This is a genomic window from Actinoplanes awajinensis subsp. mycoplanecinus (genome assembly GCF_001509495.1).
Taxonomy (GTDB): Bacteria; Actinomycetota; Actinomycetes; order Mycobacteriales; family Micromonosporaceae; genus Actinoplanes; species Actinoplanes palleronii.
Genome location: NZ_LLZH01000211.1, coordinates 1 through 18,048 on the forward strand (window position 1 = coordinate 1; position 18,048 = coordinate 18,048).

An 18,048-nucleotide genomic window follows, 5' to 3' on the forward strand; every position below is an offset into this window, starting at 1 on the left:
GCCGCACTCCCCGGCCCCACCCCCAGCGAGCACCCACGGCCCCTTCGCCGCCCGAATAACCACCACCCGAGCTCACCGGCCACCCTCAGCGAGCACCGATAGTGGTCAAAACCGCCGAAAAACCACGACAAGTGCTCGCCAGCCCAGGCCGGCCGGCGCTCACGGTCCCCAAAACAGACCCGACACCACCCTCAGCACCAGCCGAGCCGCTCTGCTTAAGTTGATCTTGGCGGGGTGCCTGCCTGGGCGGTCGGAGTCCGCACTGCCAGATCGCGTGCGCTTACCGCCCGCCCGGGGGCGGTAAACGCACGCACAACCCGATCGCGGACCGCCACCGCCCCAGAACTCGCCCTAACGCGGCCCTCCGCCGCCCCTTCGGTGTCGAGTGCGGACCTCTACCGCCCCACGGGCATCGCTCACCCGAGTCAACCGCGAAAGCAGCACTGAGCGACTTAACATCCCGGCCCGCAACGACGCCCCGGCCTGCCTGCACCGAATGCATCGGACACCACTCAACAGCTGCAGGCCCCCGCCAAGATCCAAATAGGCCAAGCGGCATTGGAGCCCGCCCGGCTGGTCGTGACGGCCGTCAAACCAGCGCGAGACAACCCTGAGCACCAGCCGACACCGTCCAGCTGGGCCTGACGGCCCTCAACCCCAGCGCGAAACGACCCTGAGCACCAGCCGGGACCGCGCGGCTGGGCCTGACGGCCCTCAAAAGCAGCGCGAAACGACCCTGAGCACCAGCCGAGACCGCGCGGCTGGGCCTGACGGCCCTCAAAAGCAGCGCGAAACGACCCTGAGCACCAGCAGACACCGCACGGCTGGGCCTGACGGCCCTCAAGAGCAGCGCGAGACGACCGTGGGCACCAGCCGGGCTGTCGGTGGGGACGGAACAGGGGTGGGTCAGAGGTGGGGGCCGGCGAAGGGTTTGTTGTCGCGGCGGGGCCAGGCGTAGGGGACGCAGCCGCGCAGGGTGATGGTCTGCTGGACCATCACCGGGGCGGGGCCGCCGGCCTTGGGGCAGCCCTCGTGATGATGGCCGAGCTCGTGCCCGACCTCGTGGTTGATCACGTAGTTGCGGTAGACCGCGAGGGAGACCTTGGCGTTCAGGTAGGGCTTGGCGGACTTCCGGTAGCGGTCCAGGTTGATGATCGCTTTGCCGGTGGCGCGGCACGACGTGTATGGCACGCCGCCGATCGTGATGTTGGTGCCGCCCTGCTGGCACATCTGCCCGGCCGTGTCCCGGGTGGCCAGGTAGACGGTGAAGTCGGCCTTCTCGTTGCCGTTGACCATCTGCAGGCGCAGCGTCCCGTTGCCGGTCCAGCTCCGCTCGTCGCCGAGCGTGCTCACCACCTGCGTGGCGAAGGCGTCCGGGTCCTCGCCGCTGCCCTTCTCCACGGCCACCCGGAAACGGCGTACCGGACCTTTGTCGCCGAGGAGCGATCCGCGCTTCACCGCGTACAAGAAAGTGCCTGAACCGTGTGTCGGGACCACGCCGGCGATCTGCAGGACCTCGGGTGGCGAAGACACGGGAGAAGCGGAAGGCGCGGCAGGCGAAGAAGTGGCAACCGGCGGCGCGGAAGTCACCGCGGAAGCCGACGGCGAAGGCGCGGCCGGGAGCGAAGGCGCGGATTCCAGGATCGGCGCCGAGGAGGCGGCGGCAGCGACAGGGGTCGTCGCCGGGCGCGGGGAACCGGTGTTCCGCACGGCCACCGTCACGACGGTGAGCAGCACCAACGTGACGGCGAACAGGGCGAGCCACCACTGGCGCCAGCGGTCCTCGGCGGGCGGCGGAGCTTCCGGTTCGAGCGCGGAAGTGACTGGATCGATCATCTCGCGAACCAGCCTCGCACACGGGAACGGCGCGCAACCAGCCGAGTCGATCTTGTGAGACCAGCGCTACGTCGCGGGTGATCCGGCTTCCTCGAGCATGCCGACGATCGCCCGGGCGACCAGGCGGGGCACCTCCATCTGCGCGACATGGCCGACGCCGGGCAGGATCAAAAGACGACTGTCCGGTACGACCTTGGCCACCTGTACCGGCACCCGGGGATCGACCAGCTTGTCGTTGAGTCCACCGATCACCAGTGTCGGCGCCTGCACTCGCGCGGCCAGGCGCCACTGCGAGTCGGGGCCCGGGAGATAAGCCCGCAGGAAGCTGCCCACCAGCCCGCGCAGGGTGCCCAGATAGGCCCGCGGGTAGTGATCGACGGTGTACCGGAGCTGGATCTCCTCCATCGCCTCGGCCCGGCGCTGCGGGTGCACCTTCGTGGTGTCGCCGAAGCACGCGGCCAGCACCTGCTCGGCCATCTGCTCCGCGGTGATCCGGGTCAGCGCCCAGGCCATCAGGCGTTCCGCCCGTGGCAGGGCCAGCAGCGGCAGCACCGGGCCCTGTGCCGTCCGGCGCGGGTCGAGGAACGGCATCGCCGGGGAGACCAGCGTGAGGGTCCGCACCAGGTCGGGACGGAGCGCGGCGACCCGCACCGAGATCGAGCCGCCGAGCGAGTTGCCGATCAGGTGGACCGGGCCGCGGCCGGCGTGGTCCAGATAGTCGATCAGGGTGGCCGCGAAGGCCGGGATCGAATATCGCGGGCTGGGGTCGCTGTACCCGAACCCGGGCAGGTCGACGGCCTGCCCGGCGAACCGGTCGGCGAGCAGGCCGGCCAGGTCGGTGAAGTTCTGCGAGGAGCCGCCGAGGCCGTGCACGTAGACCGCGGGCTCGGCGTCCGGACTCAGCGCCGGGGTGTCCCGTACGTGCAGCATCGAGCCGCCCACCGTGACCCGCCGGGCGGGCCAGGGTGGGTGCACCTCTCCATCCGGCAACAGTGCGCTGTCGCCGGCCAGCATCGCGCCCTTCATCAGGCCAACAGTGCCTCGACGCGGCGGTTGACCGCGGCGAGTGTGGCGCGGACCATAGCGTGCCGGTCGTCGCCGGTCACCACGGCCGAGCCGGCCAGCTGCTCGACCCAGCCGCCACTGCAGGACAGCAGCAGCACCACGACGGCGACCTGGGTGGAGCCGAACGAGACGGCGGACGCGTGCTCGACGAAGCAGCGCGCCGGGCCGTCCGCGTGCTGCGAGGTGGAGAGCAGCTCGTCGACCGCGCCGGCGGTGGCCGTCGCGCAGAGGCGCAGGAGGTAACCGTCGACGGCCGGGCCGGTGGCGACACCGGACGCGCTCCGGTCGCCGGCGCGCAGCCGCACCTCGACGGTGGCGTCCGCGCCGAACGTGTTGACGTGCACGTTCTCGATCAGCACGCGCGGGCCGGGGCGGTTGCCCGGGTCGAGCGGGCGGGGCTTGTTCAGGTCCTGCGGGATCAGGGCGGCCGGAGCCTGCTGCACCGGCTGACGGGCCGGCGGCGCGGTGACCGGGACGGCCGAGACCGGAGCGACCGACACCGGGACAGCCGAGACCGGGGCCAGGGACGGCGCCGGAGCGGCCGAGACCGGTGCGGGCGCCGGCGGCGCCGAGGTCATGGCGGCCGACATCAGCGGGGCGGCGGACCGCGGCGCGGACGGCATCGGCGCGGCCGAGACCGGGCGGACCGAGGCGCGACCCGGCCGGGTGGCCTGGGACGGCACGAACGGCTGGGCGGGTGGCAGCAGGCCGGCGTCGCCGGGCATCGCCGCGTCCAGGCCCATCCGCTCCTGCAGCAGGCGGGCCACGTGACGGCTCACATCGGCCGCGTCGGCACCGTCGGAGAGGTCGAGCCGGAGACTGTGTGCACCGGCCGGGGTGGCGCGCAGCGACGCGTCCCGGACACCGGCCACGCCGCGCACGGCGGCCAGGATGGCCTGCACGTCGAAGCCGTCGTGGCGCTCCTGCGCGGGCACCACGTCGCCGCGGCGCAGGTGGGTGGCGATCCGGGCCAGGGCGGGCGCCTCGGCCGACGGCTCGGCGGCGACGGGCGGCTCCGGAACCCGGGGCACGTCCGGCTGGGCGGGCACGCGCTGGGGCAGTGCTCCGCTCGGTTCGCCCAGCGCTGAGCTGGGACCGGGGCGTTCCGTGGCGGCCTCCTGCTCCTCGGGGCGGCTGTTGGTGAAGCCCGGGTACGTCGGCGCGGCCGAGTACGGGGAACTCAGATCGTCGGCGGGCGGGGGAAAGCCACCCGGCGCCGGCTCGTAGCCCCGGCGCGAGAAGTTCGAGGCATCGTACGTCGGCAGCCCCATCACCGGCTCGTTGTCCACCGATCGCTGGTCCCCCGCCGGTGCGGCGGGTTCCACCCGGGGGAGGCCCTGTGCCAACGTGTCGTTGACCAGCGCATGCCGGGAACGGATCGGTTCGGACGGCGCGTCGGTACGGCTCAGTGGATCTCCCTGGTTCTGGCCCGGCTCGCCGGGCGTCCAATCGGTGCGTGCCTGCGTGACCGGCCGCGCCATCGGCACGGCGGCGCGCTGCACGGTCGCCGGCGGGGCGGCACGGTACGAGTCGTCGAGATCTCCCTCGTACGGATACGGGGGTGCGCTGCTCGGTGATGACATCGGCGCCTCGAACGGCGTGGTGGACGACTCCGCATCGACCGGACGCGGCCGGTGGCCGAGAATGTCAGCTAACCGGCTGCGATCGCCGGACCAGGGCGACACCATGTCGGTGTTCCCGGAAGGGGGAATCTCGGTGGACGGCGGCGGGTCCACGAACCCGGGCGGCGGGGGTGCCTGCAGCGGCACGGCCGAACTCGGAGCGGGCCCGAACGGGCGTTCCGGGAACGGCTGGCGGGCTATCGGAGTTCGCCGCCAGGGAGGCACTTCGGCCTCCTTCTCCAGCGCGGGACCCGTGTTCGACCACGGGTTTTCGCCGTTCGCCCAGCCGTTCATCCGATTGCGGTCATGCGCGTCGGCACCGTTGCCGCCACCCGCGGCTCCGGTGTCTCCGGAATGCCCTGTTTCATCCACCGCGTGCTCCTCGCTCGCCCCCGCTGAGGCTACCGTGTGGTTGCAGTGGCGATAAGTTGCAGCGTCGCGACAATTGCCCGCACGACCGCGACAAGCGCCGATCCGGGCAATCCGCGACGACAAACCGCGGGGACCGACCCCCTGGAGGTTCACCAGATATGACCGCCGCGTCCGGCGGGGCTCAGACCACCCGCCCCACCCGGCTGCCTCGTTCGGCACGCCGAAAGCAGCTGCTGGCCGCCGCTCAGCAGATTTTCGTCGCGCACGGCTATCACGCCGCTGCGATGGACGACATCGCGGAGCGGGCAGGTGTCTCCAAGCCCGTGCTCTATCAACACTTCCCCGGCAAGCTCGAGCTGTACCTGGCCCTGTTGGACACGCACTGTGACGCGATAATCGCCAAGGTGCGCAGTGCGCTGCTGGCGACGCCGGACAACAAGGAGCGGGTCAAGGGCGCGGTGCGTGCGTACTTCGACTTCATGGATCACGAGAGCGAGGCGTTCCGCCTGGTCTTCGAGTCCGACCTGCGCAACGACCCACAGGTCCGGCAGCGGGTCGAGCGGGTCGAGCAGGGCTGCATCGAGGCGCTGACCGAGACCATCATCTCGGACACCGGCCTGCGTCCGGATCAGGCTCAGCTGCTCGCTTCCGGTCTCGCCGGGGCCTCCGGCGCGGCCGCTCAGTACTGGTTGGCGAACGGCCGGCGTACGCCTAAAGCTGAAGCTGAGGCCCTCGTCGCCGCTCTGATCTGGCGTGGGATCGCCAGCTTCCCCCTCCAGGGCGGTTCAACGGCCGGAACGTCTCCGGAAATCGGATAGCCTTTCCAAGCGGTACACGGGTTGATCACGAGGAGGACTCCGTGGAGGTCAAGATCGGCGTGCAACATTCGCCGCGTGAGCTTGTGCTCGAAAGCGCGCAGTCTCCGGCGGAGGTCGAGCAGGCCGTGTCCGAGGCTCTGGCCAAGGACGGCGTCCTTTCGCTCACCGACGAGAAGGGCCGCAAGGTGATCATTCCGGTCGCCAAGCTGGCCTACGTGGAGATCGCTGAGGCCTCGCACCGGCCGTTCGGCTTCACCACTCGCTGAGGTTGCGGGAGGGAACCCTGGACACGTCGTGTCACAGGGTTCCCTCCCGTATCCGCTCTCGCGTGCGTCTGCTATTGGGTCGGGTAGAGTGGCAGGTGTCGCCGCCGACGTGGATCGTCAACTCGGCGGCCCCGCGTGTGGCCCGCTTTCGAGCGTGCGGCCCGCGCCTCACTACAGACCGCGCCCCAGACATCCGACGGGCGCACCACGAGAGGGCACCCGTAAAACTTCATGACCGACATTGAGCAAGCTCTAGTCCCCGTTACGAACCGCGCCCCGGTCCGGCCGGACAGCCCCACCTTCGCTGAGCTGGGTGTCCGCCCCGAGACCGTGGAGGCGCTGGCCGCGGCCGGCATCACGCACGCCTTCGCCATCCAGGAGTACGCGCTGCCCGTCGCGCTGCGCGGCACCGACCTGATCGGCCAGGCTCCGACCGGCACCGGCAAGACCCTCGGTTTCGGCCTCCCGCTGCTGGAGCGGGTCCTCGCCCCGTCCGAGGGCTCCGACGGCCGGCCGCAGGCCCTTGTCGTCGTCCCCACCCGTGAGCTGGGCATTCAGGTGGCCCGCGACCTTGCCGCCGCGGGTGCCACGCGCGGTGTCCGGGTTCTGCCGATCTACGGTGGCGTGGCGTACGAGCCGCAGGTCGAGACGCTGAAGAAGGGCGTCGAGATCCTGGTCGGCACCCCCGGCCGTCTGCTCGACCTGGCCAAGCAGAAGCACCTGAAGCTGAACGCCGTGCAGGCGCTGGTGCTCGACGAGGCCGACCGGATGCTCGACCTGGGCTTCCTCGACGACGTCGAGAAGATCCTGGCGATGCTCCCGGTCGACCGGCAGACCATGCTGTTCTCGGCCACCATGCCGGACCCGATCGTGGCGCTGTCCCGCCGGTTCCTGCGCAACCCGATGACCATCCACGCCGGTCACACCGCGGAGAGCGCCGCCTCGCCGCTGACCAAGCAGGTCGTCTACCGCACCCACCCGCTGAACAAGCTGGAGATGGTGGCCCGCCTGCTGCAGGCTCGCGGCCGGGGCCTCTCGATGATCTTCACGCGCACCAAGCGGGCCGCCGACCGGGTGGCCGAGGACCTCGACTTCCGCGGTTTCGCGGTCGCCGCGGTGCACGGTGACCTGAACCAGGGCGCGCGCGAGCGGGCCCTCCGGGCGTTCCGCAGCGGCAAGATCGACGTGCTGGTCGCGACCGACGTCGCGGCGCGCGGCCTCGATGTGTCCGGTGTCACCCACGTGGTCAACTACGACTGCCCGGAGGACCCGGAGACCTACACGCACCGGATCGGCCGGACCGGCCGCGCGGGTGCGACGGGTGTCGCGGTCACGTTCGTCGACTGGGAGGACATGCCGCGCTGGGTGCTGATCGACAAGTCCCTGCACCTGAGCATGCCGGAGCCGCCGGAGACGTACCACACCAGCCCGGCGCTCTACGCCGACCTGGACATCCCGACCGACATCTCGGGCACCCTGCCGACCGCGAACCGGAGCCGGGTCGGGCTGTCCGCCGAGATCGAGGAAGACCTCGGCGGCGTCAGCCGGCGCCGGTCGCCGTCGCGCAGCGGTGGCCCCGGTGGCGGCAGCCGTGACCGGGACCGTGATCGGGACCGCGATCGTGGCGGCCGGTCACGCGGCTCTTCGGCCCCGGCCGAGAGCGCCCCGGCCGCGGGACCCGTCACCGAGGAGGGGACCGAGCGGCCCAAGCGGCAGCGGCGTCGCCGCCGGGTGGGCGAGGACCAGGTCGCCGAGACCCCGGGTACTCCGACTCCGGACAGCACGGTCACGTCCGACGTTCCCGTCCCGATCTCGGACGACGCCTCGCCGACCGGTGAGGACGCGGCTCCCCGCGCTCGCACCCGCCGTCGCCGGGCCCCGGCCGCCGCGCCGGCGTTCTCGGACGGCGCTCCGGTCGCTGCGGAAACGGACGCGGCTCCGGCCGTCGCCGACTCCGCTGACTCCACTGGCTCCGCTGACTCCACCGAGGGCGAGGCTGCGGCCGCTCCGCGCCGTCGCCGCCGGCGCAGCACCCGGGCCGACGGTGACACGGCCGAGGCCGTGACCGGCGGTTCCGAGGCGTAGCGCAGGCATGGGGCCACCCCTCGTGGCCCCATGTCGTACTTTTCTCGCCGGGACCGTTCGCGGTCCCGGCGTTTTCAGGTCCAGCGGTTGTCGAGATCGGTCAGCACGGCCAGGTTGAGTTCGGCGGCCGCGGCCACCTCGGTCAGAAACGCGTCCCGCTCCGCGCGGTTCCACGGTGTGCTCTCCAGGCGGTTGCGGTACCGCGCCCGGAACAGCTCCGGGTCGACGCCCTCGAAGACGAAGAACCGATATCCCTGCCGGCGGAACCGGTACGCCTCGAGCACCGCCGCACCCAGCCACTGCCCGCCGTCGAGCTCACTCAGGTAGCGCGTGCAGTGATGCGCCACGAACCCGGTGGCCTTGTCGAACGCCGCGGACCGCAGCCGGGTGCAGTACGTCGAGGTGGCCGGCAGCGCGACGATCCGGCTCTGCCAGCGCGGGCCGTGCAGGAACTGCAGGTCGGACTCGATCGCCGGGATCCGGAACAGCTCCGGGAAGTAGAACCGGCCGCCCATCGGGTCGTCGGCCATCGCGGTGGTGGCCAGCTCCAGCGACTCGTAGACGAACCAGTGCTGCGCGACGAACTCCGCGTACGCCGCCACCGGCAGCCGGCCGGTGACCAGACCCTGGATGAAGCGGCTGCGACGCGCAGTGGCGTCCAGGTCTCCGAGGATCTTCTGCAGCGGCACGAGCAGCGCACCCGTCGCGGGCGGATCGGCCGTGTGCCACATCCCGCCCTCCCCTCGTTGATCAACAACCTAGCCCGTCGGTGCTCTCCGGCGGTGCGGGCAGAATAGGGCTATGCCACAACCGCTCGATCAAGCGCTCGCCGAGGTGCGCGAACTCCTCCTCGCTCCGGGGCTGACCCGTGCCGTCGCGGCCGGTCGGCGCCGCGGTCAGGTGCCCTCGGTGACCCGCGCTCAGGTACGCCCCGTCACATTGAAGAGCGGTCTCAAGTTGCAGATCGTCACCGAGGACGGTGTGCGGCCGTTCACCCGCAACGTCATGTCCGGTCCGGAGGCGGAGGCCGCGCTCGACGAGCTGCTGGCCGAGCCGTTCGGCAACTGGCACGTGGAGACCGAGACGGCCACCGTCCAGGTGCGGATCACCAAGAAGGGCGACGCCCAGGTGCACCGGTCCGCGGCCGTGGCGCCCGCGCCGGCCGCGCAGGAGCACGACCGCACCAAGCAGTGGCTGCTCGACCCGGGTGACCCGCTGTTCACGGTGATCGGCGGGAACGCCGCCAAGCGGCGGCAGATCGACGCGTTCCTGCGGGCGCTCGCCGCCACGCTGCCCGAGGACCTGCCGACGCCGCTGCGCGTCGTCGATCTGGGCTGCGGAAACGCTTATCTCACCTTCGCCGCTTACCGCTATCTGACCGGGCGCGGCGCTTCGGTCCAGGTCGTCGGGGTCGATGTCCGCGAGGACCAGAGGGTACGCAACAGCGCGCTCGCCGAGCAGCTCGGCTGCGCCGACGAGGTGACGTTCGTGGCCGGCACGATCGAGGAGGCGGACGTGCCGTTCGCACCCGATCTGGTGCTCGCGCTGCACGCCTGTGACACCGCGACCGACCAGGCGCTGGCTCGGGCGGTGCGCTGGGAGGCCCGGTGGACGCTCGCCGCGCCGTGCTGTCATCACGACATCGCCGCGCAGCTCAAGGCCGGTGCCGCGCCCTCGCCGTACGGTGAAATCACCCGGCATGCGATCCTCCGCGAGCGCTTCGCGGACGTCCTCACGGACTCACTTCGCGCGGCTCTTCTGCGGTTGAACGGGTACAAGGTCGACGTGGTGGAGTTCGTGGACTCGGCGCACACGCCGCGGAACCTGCTGCTGCGGGCCCGGCGCACCGGTGCGGCACCCACCGCCGAGCAGCAGGCCGACTACGACGCGCTGATCGGGCAGTGGGGCGTGAAACCGGCGTTGTCCGTGCTGCTCAGCTGATCGTTTTCAGCCGATCTTGAGGGTCCACGCCGCGGTGTGGACCCGCCCGGTCACCTGGAAGTCGAAGAACATCCGGTAGTCGCCGGGGCTCGGCGCGGTGATCCAGAACTTGACCTTGCCGTCCACGAGCTGCAGCTCCGGGTGGACGTGCACGTAGGCCAGGTCGCCCTGACGGATCACCACCAGGTGGCCGAACGCGCCCAGGTAGGGCTCGACCGCTGCGGGCTTGCCGTCCGCGCCGGTAACGGTCATCAGCAGCGGCTGGACCGCCGCGGTGCCAGGATTTCCTTCGTACGCCACGGTCAGACCGTCAGTGGTCGCCGCCGGGGTCGGCGCGGGCAGTGACTCCGGGGAGTAGTCGCCGGCCACGGTCAGGTCGCTACCCAGCGTGGTGGTCACCTGCTGGCCGCCGACCAGAGCGGTGAAGTCGGTGATCATCCGGTACAGCCCCGGCCGGGCCAGGGTCAGGTCGATGCCCCAGGTGCCGTCGGCGGCCATCTCCGGGTGCAGGTGCTGGAAACCGGTCAGGTCCCGGCGGATCACGATCAGGTGCAGCGGCTTGTCGTGCACGATCGCGTACGACGTGACCGGCGCACCACCCGGGCCGTTGATCGTGAAGCTGAGCCGCTGCTTCTTCCCGGCCTGGAACGTGGTGCTGGCCGGGCGCAGGGTCACCCCGTCCGCGCTCAGCGAGAGTCCGCCGACCGCGGCGCCGGCCGTGGTGGTCAGGCCGGCGCCGGTCGCGCCGTGGGTGTGCGGCATGTTCTCGTTGATCACGCCGGTGCTGGTGCTGGTGGTCGCGGCCGGGGTGGTCGCCGGGCCGGCCGCGGTGCCGTTGTTGAGGCGGCCCAGCCCGTAGCCGGCGAAGAGGACCACGATCAGCAGAGCGCCGATCGCGGCGAAGCGGAAACCGGAGCCCTCGGTGACCGGGTGCTCCGGTTCCGCGGTCTCCGGCACGTCATCCGTGTCCGCTGGTAGCGCCCACCTGGACCGCTTCTTGTTGTCAGCCCGGGGCTGGTTCTTGTTGTCAGCCCGGGGCTGGCTCTTGTTGTCAGCCCGGGGCTGGTCAGGCATCCGCGAGCTCGTAGCCGGCCTCGTCGACCGCCGCGCGCACCGCGTCGTCGGCGAGCGGGGCCTCGCTGGTCACCGTCACTCCCCCGGAAGAGAGGTCGACCTGCACGCCGGCGACACCGGGCAGCGCGGTGAGTTCCTCGGTCACCGCGTTGACGCAGTGCGAGCAGGTCATGCCCTTGACGGTGTAGGTGCTGGTGACGGTCATGAGAGGAACCTTTCGCCGCTTTCGTAGCTTCGTGGGTAGTCGCTCCGGGAACCCCGGGAGTTCCGTCCGGGTTTCACCCGGCGTTCGGTCCGGGTTTCAGCCGGTGTTCGGTCCGGGTTTCAGCCGGGGTTTCGCCCGGCGTTCGGTCGGGGTTTCGGCCGGTCAGGACTTGATCAACCGGGCGATCGCGTCCGACGCCTCTTTGACCTTGGCGGACGGGTCGCCGGCCCGGGCCGCGTCCACGACGCAGTGGGCCAGGTGATCCTCCAACAGGCCGACCGCGACCGAATGCAGCGCACTCTTCGCCGCGGAGATCTGGGTCAGGACGTCGATGCAATACGTGTCCTCCTCGACCATCCGCTGCAGTCCACGGATCTGGCCCTCGATCCGGCGCAGCCGGCCGAGCAGGGCCGCCTTGTCGCCGGAATAGCCGTGCGGTCCATGCTGCGGGGTGGGCTCCTCGGACATGGAGCCAGAATACCCCCCGCCGGTATGCGAACCCACCATGCCCACCCGTGACCGTCACCCCCGCCGCGCGTCACACCGGACTTCGGCTGGTGCCCACGGCTGCCTCAACGCCCCGGACACAGCCGTCACCACCAGCCGGGGTCGTCCCGGCGTGGGAAAGCGCTGGCGGATCCGCCCCCGGGCCGTGACACCATGCGGCCGTGGAAAACCGTGAACGGGACGGCTACGTCCTTACCGACGACCCGAGCAGGGTCGATGTCGACCTCGTGCACCACTGGCTGAGCGAGGAGTCCTACTGGGCGGCCGGCCGATCCCACGAGCTGGTCAGCCGCTCGGTCTCGGGCTCCTTGCCGTATGCGGTCCTCGCCGGCGAGCAGCAGGTGGCGTTCGCCCGGGTGGTGACCGACGGGGCGACCTTCGCCTGGATCTGCGATGTCTTCGTCGACAAGCAGCACCGGGGCCAGGGCCTTGGCACGTGGCTGGTCGACAGCATCGTCGAGGATCTGACCGGCCGGGGCATCCTGCGCTTCCTGCTGGCCACCAAGGACGCGCACGAGGTCTACCGCCGGTCGGGCTTCGCACCGTTGGAGGGCCCGGACCGCTTCATGGAAATCGACCACCGCCCCACCCGCAACGCCATCCTCGGCCGCTCCTGACCACCCGCCCGGAGGGGCGGCAGCAGCACACAACCGGTCATCGCGTGCTCCTGCCGCCCACCAGAGGGCGGCACCAGACCGCAATCAAGCAACGCGGGGCCGCACCGCCCTCGACGGTGCGGGCGGGCGTGAGTCGGCCGGTGCCGGGGCGACGGATCCGGCCGTGGCGTAGTGGAACGGCCGCGCGGCACGGATCCGAGCCCGCCGAGACGAGGGCACAGGGCGCGGGGGCACGGGCACGCTAAGGCGCGGGGGTCAGCTGGACGTGGCCAGGGCCAGCGGGAGGATGGCGGTGGCGCCGGAGCGGCGCAGGGAGCGGCCGGCCAGGGTCATCGTCCAGCCGGAGTCGACCAGGTCGTCGATGAGCAGGAGCGGGCCCGGGTGGGCTTCGATCGCGGCGGCCAGGTCGGGGCTGACGGTGAACGCGTCGTGCAGGGCGCGGACCCGCTGCGCGCTGTTGCCGCGGAACGTCTCCTCGCCGCCGCCGGCCGGGCTCAGGGCACCCAGCAGCGGCAGCCGGCCGACCGTCGCGATGTGCTCGGCCAGGCTGTGGACAAGTTGTGGATGACGGCGTGAGCCGACCGCCACGACGCCGACCGGGCGCTGCTGCCAGGCGTCGGCGCCCCGGGCCCAGGCCTTGAGCACCTCGACCACCGCGGCGGCGAGCTGGGCCGGGACCGGCGCGTCGGATGACTCCGGACCGACCACGGTGCGCAGCCGGGCACCCCAGCCCAGGTCGGAGAGCCGCCCGACAGCCCGGCCCGGCTCGATCTGCTCGACGGGGCTGATCTTGCCTTTCAGGGAGATGCCGATGGCGGACATCCCGGGCGGCCACAGCTTCTTCGGCGCGACCTCGACACCGGGCCGGCCGAGGAACGCCTCGGCCGCGGCGAGCGAGCCGGCCGACACCTCCGCGTCGAACAGCGGCTCGGCACAGTTGTCGCACCGGCCGCACGGCGCGGCGTCCGGGTCGTCGAGGCAGCGGCGCAGGAACTCCATCCGGCAGGTGGCCGTCACGGCGTACTCAATCATGGTTTGTTGCTCGGCGGTCCGGGCCTCGGCGACGCGCCGCAAGCGGGCGGTGTCGTAGGTCCACGGCTCGCCGGTGGAGAGCCAGCCGCCGCGGATGCGGCGCACCGCGCCGTCCACGTCGAGGACCTTGAGCATCAGCTCGAGGCGGTTGCGGCGCAGGTCGACGAGCGGCTCCAGGGCCTGGGTGGAGAGCGGCCGCTCCGCGGTGAGCTGGGCCAGCACCGAGCGGACCTGGTCCTCGGGCGGGAACGCCAGCGAGGCGAAATAGCGCCAGATCGCCGCGTCCTCCGGGCCGGGCAGCAGCACCACCTCGGCGTGCTCCACGGCTCGGCCGGCCCGGCCGACCTGCTGGTAATAGGCGATCGGCGAATTCGGCGCGCCCAGGTGCACGACGAACCCGAGGTCGGGCTTGTCGAAGCCCATGCCGAGCGCGGACGTCGCCACCAGCGCCTTGATCTTGTTGTCCAGCAGGTCCTGCTCGGCGACGCGGCGCTCGGCGTCCTCCACCTGGCCGGTGTAGGAGGCCACCGGGAAGCCGCGGGACCGCAGGAATTCGGTGGTCTCGGTGGCGCCGGCGACGGTCAGGGTGTAGATGATGCCGGAACCGGGCAGCCGCTCCAGGTGGTCGGCGAGCCAGGCCAGCCGGTGGGCCGGGTCGGACAGGCGCAGCACGGCGAGGCGCAGCGAGTCACGATCCAGCGAGCCGCGCAGCACCAGCGCGTCGTCGCCCAGCTGGTCGGCGACGTCGGCGGTGACCCGGGCGTTGGCGGTCGCGGTGGTGGCCAGCACCGGAGTGCGGCCGGGGAGTCCACTCAAGAACGTCCGCAATCGGCGATAGTCCGGCCGGAAGTCGTGGCCCCAGTCGGAGACGCAGTGCGCCTCGTCGACCACCAGCAGGCCGGTGCTGTGCGCGAGGCCGGGCAGCACGTTGTCGCGGAAGTCGGGGTTGTTCAGCCGCTCCGGGCTGATCAGCAGCACGTCGACGGTGCCGGACCGGATCTCCTGCTCGATCTCGGACCACTCGTCCAGGTTCGCCGAGTTGATCGTGCGGGCTCGGATGCCGGCCCGGGCGGCCGCGTCCACCTGGTTGCGCATCAGCGCGAGCAGTGGGGACACGATCACCGTGGGGCCGGTCGACCCGTCGGCCCGCAGCAGCGCGGTGGCCACGAAATAGACCGCCGACTTGCCCCACCCGGTGCGCTGCACGCAGAGCACCCGGCGGCGGTCGACGGTGAGCGCCTCGATGGCACGCCACTGGTCCTCGCGTAGTTTCGCGTGCTCACCGGCGAGCCGGCGCAGCACCTCCTCGGCACGCTCCCGCACACTCGCCCGCTCGGCCGCACCGGCCGTCATTCGCGTCGTCTCGGTCACCCGGCATGTCTATCAGCCCGCACCGACAGAACCGGAGTTATCCACAGTCCGCCGCTGTCCACAGGCCGACGGCGGGAAGCCCGGCGCTGGGCCATGCTGCCGAGGTGACCGGAAATCCGACCCTCATCCGCTCCTGAATGGAAGTCTCGACTCATGAGCAAAACGATTGCCGAGAAGCTGTTGATCAAGCCGAACTCCACGGTCTGGCTCAACCAGCCGGCCCGTCTGCCGCTGCTCACCCCGATGCCCGAGGGCGTGCGGGAGACCGGCACCCTGGCCACCGCCAGCACCGCTGTGCTCTTTGCCGACAACGCCGACATCGTACGAACGGAGCTCACCGAGCACCGCGCCGACCTGGACAAACCGGCCGCCTTCTGGATCGCCTACCCGAAGGGCAACCAGGCGGACATCAACCGGGACTCGCTGTGGCCGATCGTGGCCGATTTCGACATGCGCCCGTGCGGTCAGGTGGCGATCGACGCGCGCTGGTCCGGTCTCCGCTTCCGGCCGAACCGGCCCGGTGAGGGCCGGTTCACCGGCGGGAGCGAGTGACCTGGTCAGCGGCCGAGGACCGAGCCACCGTTGACGTTGATGATCTGGCCGGTGACGAACCCGCCGCCCGGACCGGCCAGCCAGCGCACCGCCTCGGCGATGTCCTGCGGCTCACCGGCCCGCTTGACCAGCGTGGCGGCCACCCGGGAGGCATGGCCCTCGGGTGTCATCCGGCCGTCGAAGAACTCGCTGTCGGTGACGTAGCCGGGCGCGATCACGTTCGCCGTGATCCCCTCGCCGCCGAGGCCGGCCGCGAGGTCCAGGGCGTATCCGTGCAGGGCCGCCTTGGCCGCCGAGTAGGGCCCGCCGCCGCCGCGCTGCGCCGCGATCGAGCTGGTCAGGATGATCTTGCCGCCGGGCCGGCGGAGCAGCGGCAGCAGCGCGGTGGTCATCAGGACCGCGGTGAGCACGTTGGAGTCGAGATTGGCCCGCCAGCGCGCGGCCACCCCGTCCAGCGTGCTCTCGTCACCGGCGAGGTACGCGCCGGCGTTGTTGACCAGGACGTCCACCGGGCGGCCGGCCACCGCCTCGACCACTGCGGGGATCTGCGCCGGGTCGGACACGTCGGCGGTGACCGGGGAGGCCTGCGGGCCGATCCACTTCACCGCGTCGGCGAGCACCTCGGGCCGGCGGCCCACGATGATCACGTCGTAGCCCTCGCCCGCCAGCATGCCGGCGACCGACCTGCCGATTCCCGTGCCACCACCGGTGACCACTGCCAGTCTTGTCATGGCCTCGACCCTATCGACGCGTCACCGGCCGGTGTCCCGGACCTGCCGACGCGACCCAGACCGCGGCTCGCGGCGTGACCCGGCGGGCGCCCGGACCGCGGCGTGGCGGGGCTCAGAGGGCGAGCGAGAACCCGCCGGAGCGCTGCTTGGCCGGTGGCGGCGCGGTCGCGCGGCCGGCCGGCGGTGGCGTGACCTGCTTGCGCGGGTTCTCGCCGGATCGCGCCGGTGCGCGCTTGCGCTTGCGGACCGTCTCCTCGGGCCCGGGGCCCTCCTTCGCCGAGGCGGCGCTCACCGAGTCGTCGGCCACCGGTGCGGGCTCGGTGACGCTGCCCAGCACCTCGACCCGGCACGGGTGACCGTCGATGGCGAAGGCGAACGGCAGCGGGTTGCGGTCGCGGTACCCGCCGCGCAGCGTGACGCTCCGGGTGCTGCCGCTGCCGTGCACCACGACGTGCTTGCCGCTCTGCGAGACCGCCTTCGGCGCGGCGGCGAGCCGCTGGGTGCCGGGGAAGCTGAAGTCGACCCGCCAGCCGTCCGGCCCGGCCGTGGTCTGCACGGTCAGTCGCGCCTGGAAGGAGCCGCCCGAGTCGCGTTGCACCTGGTAGCGGACCGAGCAGCGGATCCGTTTCACGTTCTCGTGGCCCGGCGCCGGTCCGGCCGCGGAGGCGCTGGACTGGTCGGCCTCGGTGGGTTCCCGCCGGGACGACCAGTTCACCGCGCTGCCGGCCAGCAGCACCACGCTGGCCAGGGCGGTGATCGCGGACAACCGGTTCCGGACGCCGGCCGGGCGGCGCATCCAGGCGCCGGCCGCGCGGGCGCGCCGCATCCGGGCGCCGATGAAGACGCCACCGCCCAGCGGCCGCACACCACCCATCCGCAACGCCGCGCCGATCTTGAGACCGACGCGCAGGCGGAGTTTGAGGGCCTGGGTGCCGCCCAGCCGGAGCTTGCGGCCGTCCGGGGAGACCGGCGAGTCCAGCGCACCCGACAGCGACACCACACCGCGGGCGGCCGGTACCGAGGGCTGCTCCCCCGGGCGCAGCGGCGGGATGATCGGGCGTACCCCGACGGTGGCGGCCAAGGCGCGGGCCACCTCGGCCGAGCCGGGCCGGTCCGCCGGGTTCTTGGCCAGGCAGCGCAGGCACAGGTCGGCCACCGCGGGCGGCATCCCGGGCAGGTCCGGCACCGGGGCGGGGTCGGCGTAGAGGTGGGCGCGCAGGGCTTCGGCGGTGCTCTCGGCGGGCCAGGGCATCCGGCCGGTGAGCGCGCGGTAGAGGAGCAGGCCGAGGGCGTACACGTCGGTGGCCGGGGAGACCGGTGCGCCGCCGAGACGTTCCGGGGCGAGGTAGGCGGGGGTGCCGAGCAGGCTGCCGTCCGGGCCGGCGTCGCGCTGGCCGACCACGGCCGAGATGCCGAAGTCGACAACCTTCGCGCCGGCGCCGGTGAGCATCACGTTGGCCGGGGTGACGTCACGGTGGACGACGCCCCGGGCGTGCGCGGTGGCCAGCGCGGAGGCGACCTCGGCGCAGAGCATCACGGCCTCGCGCCAGTCCAGCGAGCCCTGCCGGCCGATCCGGGCGCCGACCGACTCGCCGTCGTTGAGCTCCATCACCACGTACGGGACGGTCAGGTGGTCGGAGAGCAGTGCCTCGCCGAAGTCGTAGACGCCGGTGATGTGCGGGTGGCAGAGCCGGGCGGCGGCCAGCGCCTCCTGGCGGAGCCGGTCGCGGGACGTCCGGTCCTCGGCCAGCTGCGGCGCGAGCACCTTGACGGCGACCTCACGGCCCAGGGTCTCGTCGTAGCCGCGCCAGACGACCGACATCCCGCCGGTGCCGAGCTTCTCGATGAGACGGTAGCGCCCGGCGAGACGGAGCGGTCCTTCGTGTCCGTTTCGCTCCGTACGCCCCATGCGCCGATTCTCGCCCGCGCAGCTCACCCTCCGGTGCCGCACTCC

17 protein-coding genes are annotated in these 18,048 nt (G+C 72.0%); 7 read left to right on the top strand and 10 right to left on the bottom strand.

Features of this window, described 5'->3' with window-relative positions:
* Positions 1-906: 906 nt before the first annotated feature.
* Positions 907-1,590, bottom strand: coding sequence for a DUF3152 domain-containing protein (locus ADL15_RS55465; RefSeq protein ID WP_269748367.1), 684 nt, complete (start codon positions 1,588-1,590; stop codon positions 907-909).
* Between ADL15_RS55465 and ADL15_RS55470 the strand changes: the two genes are divergently transcribed.
* Positions 1,565-1,894 carry a hypothetical protein gene (locus ADL15_RS55470; RefSeq protein WP_232344267.1) on the top strand — a complete coding sequence of 110 codons (330 nt, stop codon included), beginning with the start codon at positions 1,565-1,567 and terminating at the stop codon, positions 1,892-1,894. The genes ADL15_RS55465 and ADL15_RS55470 overlap by 26 nt on opposite strands.
* An 8-nt stretch (positions 1,895-1,902) precedes the next feature.
* On the opposite strand, the gene ADL15_RS21650 is transcribed toward ADL15_RS55470, so the two are convergent.
* Both ADL15_RS21650 and ADL15_RS21655 read right to left on the bottom strand, forming a co-directional pair.
* Complete coding sequence (locus tag ADL15_RS21650) at positions 1,903-2,862, bottom strand: alpha/beta fold hydrolase (RefSeq protein WP_067694077.1); 960 nt, start codon at positions 2,860-2,862, stop codon at positions 1,903-1,905.
* Positions 2,862-4,589 carry a Daple gene (locus ADL15_RS21655; RefSeq protein WP_394326947.1) on the bottom strand — a complete coding sequence of 576 codons (1,728 nt, stop codon included), beginning with the start codon at positions 4,587-4,589 and terminating at the stop codon, positions 2,862-2,864. Before ADL15_RS21655 ends, ADL15_RS21650 begins: the two co-directional genes overlap by 1 nt.
* 464 nt (positions 4,590-5,053) lie before the next feature.
* Between ADL15_RS21655 and ADL15_RS21660 the strand changes: the two genes are divergently transcribed.
* From ADL15_RS21660 to ADL15_RS21670, 3 genes are all read left to right on the top strand, one after another.
* On the top strand, positions 5,054-5,713 hold the full coding sequence (locus tag ADL15_RS21660) for a TetR/AcrR family transcriptional regulator (protein WP_067694083.1): 660 nt from the start codon (positions 5,054-5,056) through the stop codon (positions 5,711-5,713).
* A 41-nt stretch (positions 5,714-5,754) separates the two neighbouring features.
* Positions 5,755-5,979, top strand: coding sequence for a DUF3107 domain-containing protein (locus ADL15_RS21665; protein ID WP_067694086.1), 225 nt, complete (start codon positions 5,755-5,757; stop codon positions 5,977-5,979).
* A 231-nt stretch (positions 5,980-6,210) separates the two neighbouring features.
* Positions 6,211-8,064, top strand: coding sequence for a DEAD/DEAH box helicase (locus ADL15_RS21670; RefSeq protein ID WP_067694089.1), 1,854 nt, complete (start codon positions 6,211-6,213; stop codon positions 8,062-8,064).
* A 74-nt stretch (positions 8,065-8,138) separates the two neighbouring features.
* On the opposite strand, the gene ADL15_RS21675 is transcribed toward ADL15_RS21670, so the two are convergent.
* A complete protein-coding gene (locus ADL15_RS21675) occupies positions 8,139-8,795 on the bottom strand; it encodes a biliverdin-producing heme oxygenase (RefSeq protein WP_067694092.1) in 657 nt (218 codons plus the stop codon).
* Positions 8,796-8,865: 70 nt separating this feature from the next.
* Between ADL15_RS21675 and ADL15_RS21680 the strand changes: the two genes are divergently transcribed.
* Positions 8,866-10,005 (top strand): class I SAM-dependent methyltransferase, encoded by a 1,140-nt coding sequence (locus ADL15_RS21680; RefSeq protein ID WP_067694095.1) that lies wholly within the window; start codon positions 8,866-8,868, stop codon positions 10,003-10,005.
* Positions 10,006-10,011: 6 nt separating this feature from the next.
* Here the strand turns inward: ADL15_RS21680 and ADL15_RS21685 are convergent, their stop codons facing one another.
* The 3 genes from ADL15_RS21685 to ADL15_RS21695 form a co-directional block, all read right to left on the bottom strand.
* Entirely contained in the window at positions 10,012-11,079 is a 1,068-nt protein-coding gene (locus ADL15_RS21685; RefSeq protein ID WP_232344269.1) for a hypothetical protein, read from the bottom strand.
* Entirely contained in the window at positions 11,072-11,284 is a 213-nt protein-coding gene (locus ADL15_RS21690; RefSeq protein WP_067694098.1) for a heavy-metal-associated domain-containing protein, read from the bottom strand. The genes ADL15_RS21685 and ADL15_RS21690 overlap by 8 nt, the downstream gene beginning before the upstream one ends.
* A 162-nt stretch (positions 11,285-11,446) precedes the next feature.
* A complete protein-coding gene (locus ADL15_RS21695) occupies positions 11,447-11,752 on the bottom strand; it encodes a metal-sensitive transcriptional regulator (protein ID WP_067694101.1) in 306 nt (101 codons plus the stop codon).
* 200 nt (positions 11,753-11,952) lie between these two features.
* Between ADL15_RS21695 and ADL15_RS21700 the strand changes: the two genes are divergently transcribed.
* Positions 11,953-12,408 (top strand): GNAT family N-acetyltransferase, encoded by a 456-nt coding sequence (locus ADL15_RS21700; RefSeq protein ID WP_067694104.1) that lies wholly within the window; start codon positions 11,953-11,955, stop codon positions 12,406-12,408.
* Positions 12,409-12,663: 255 nt separating this feature from the next.
* On the opposite strand, the gene ADL15_RS21705 is transcribed toward ADL15_RS21700, so the two are convergent.
* Complete coding sequence (locus ADL15_RS21705) at positions 12,664-14,793, bottom strand: RecQ family ATP-dependent DNA helicase (protein ID WP_067694107.1); 2,130 nt, start codon at positions 14,791-14,793, stop codon at positions 12,664-12,666.
* Between the two features lie 171 nt (positions 14,794-14,964).
* Between ADL15_RS21705 and ADL15_RS21710 the strand changes: the two genes are divergently transcribed.
* Positions 14,965-15,363: a hypothetical protein gene (locus ADL15_RS21710; protein ID WP_067694110.1), complete on the top strand. Its 399-nt coding sequence runs from the start codon at positions 14,965-14,967 to the stop codon at positions 15,361-15,363.
* A 5-nt stretch (positions 15,364-15,368) separates the two neighbouring features.
* Here the strand turns inward: ADL15_RS21710 and ADL15_RS21715 are convergent, their stop codons facing one another.
* Both ADL15_RS21715 and ADL15_RS21720 read right to left on the bottom strand, forming a co-directional pair.
* The gene (locus ADL15_RS21715) at positions 15,369-16,094 is read right to left on the bottom strand and encodes an SDR family NAD(P)-dependent oxidoreductase (RefSeq protein ID WP_067694113.1); all 726 of its coding nucleotides are present in this window, start codon (positions 16,092-16,094) and stop codon (positions 15,369-15,371) included.
* A 112-nt stretch (positions 16,095-16,206) separates the two neighbouring features.
* Positions 16,207-18,003: a serine/threonine-protein kinase gene (locus tag ADL15_RS21720; protein ID WP_067694116.1), complete on the bottom strand. Its 1,797-nt coding sequence runs from the start codon at positions 18,001-18,003 to the stop codon at positions 16,207-16,209.
* Positions 18,004-18,048 lie beyond the last annotated feature (45 nt).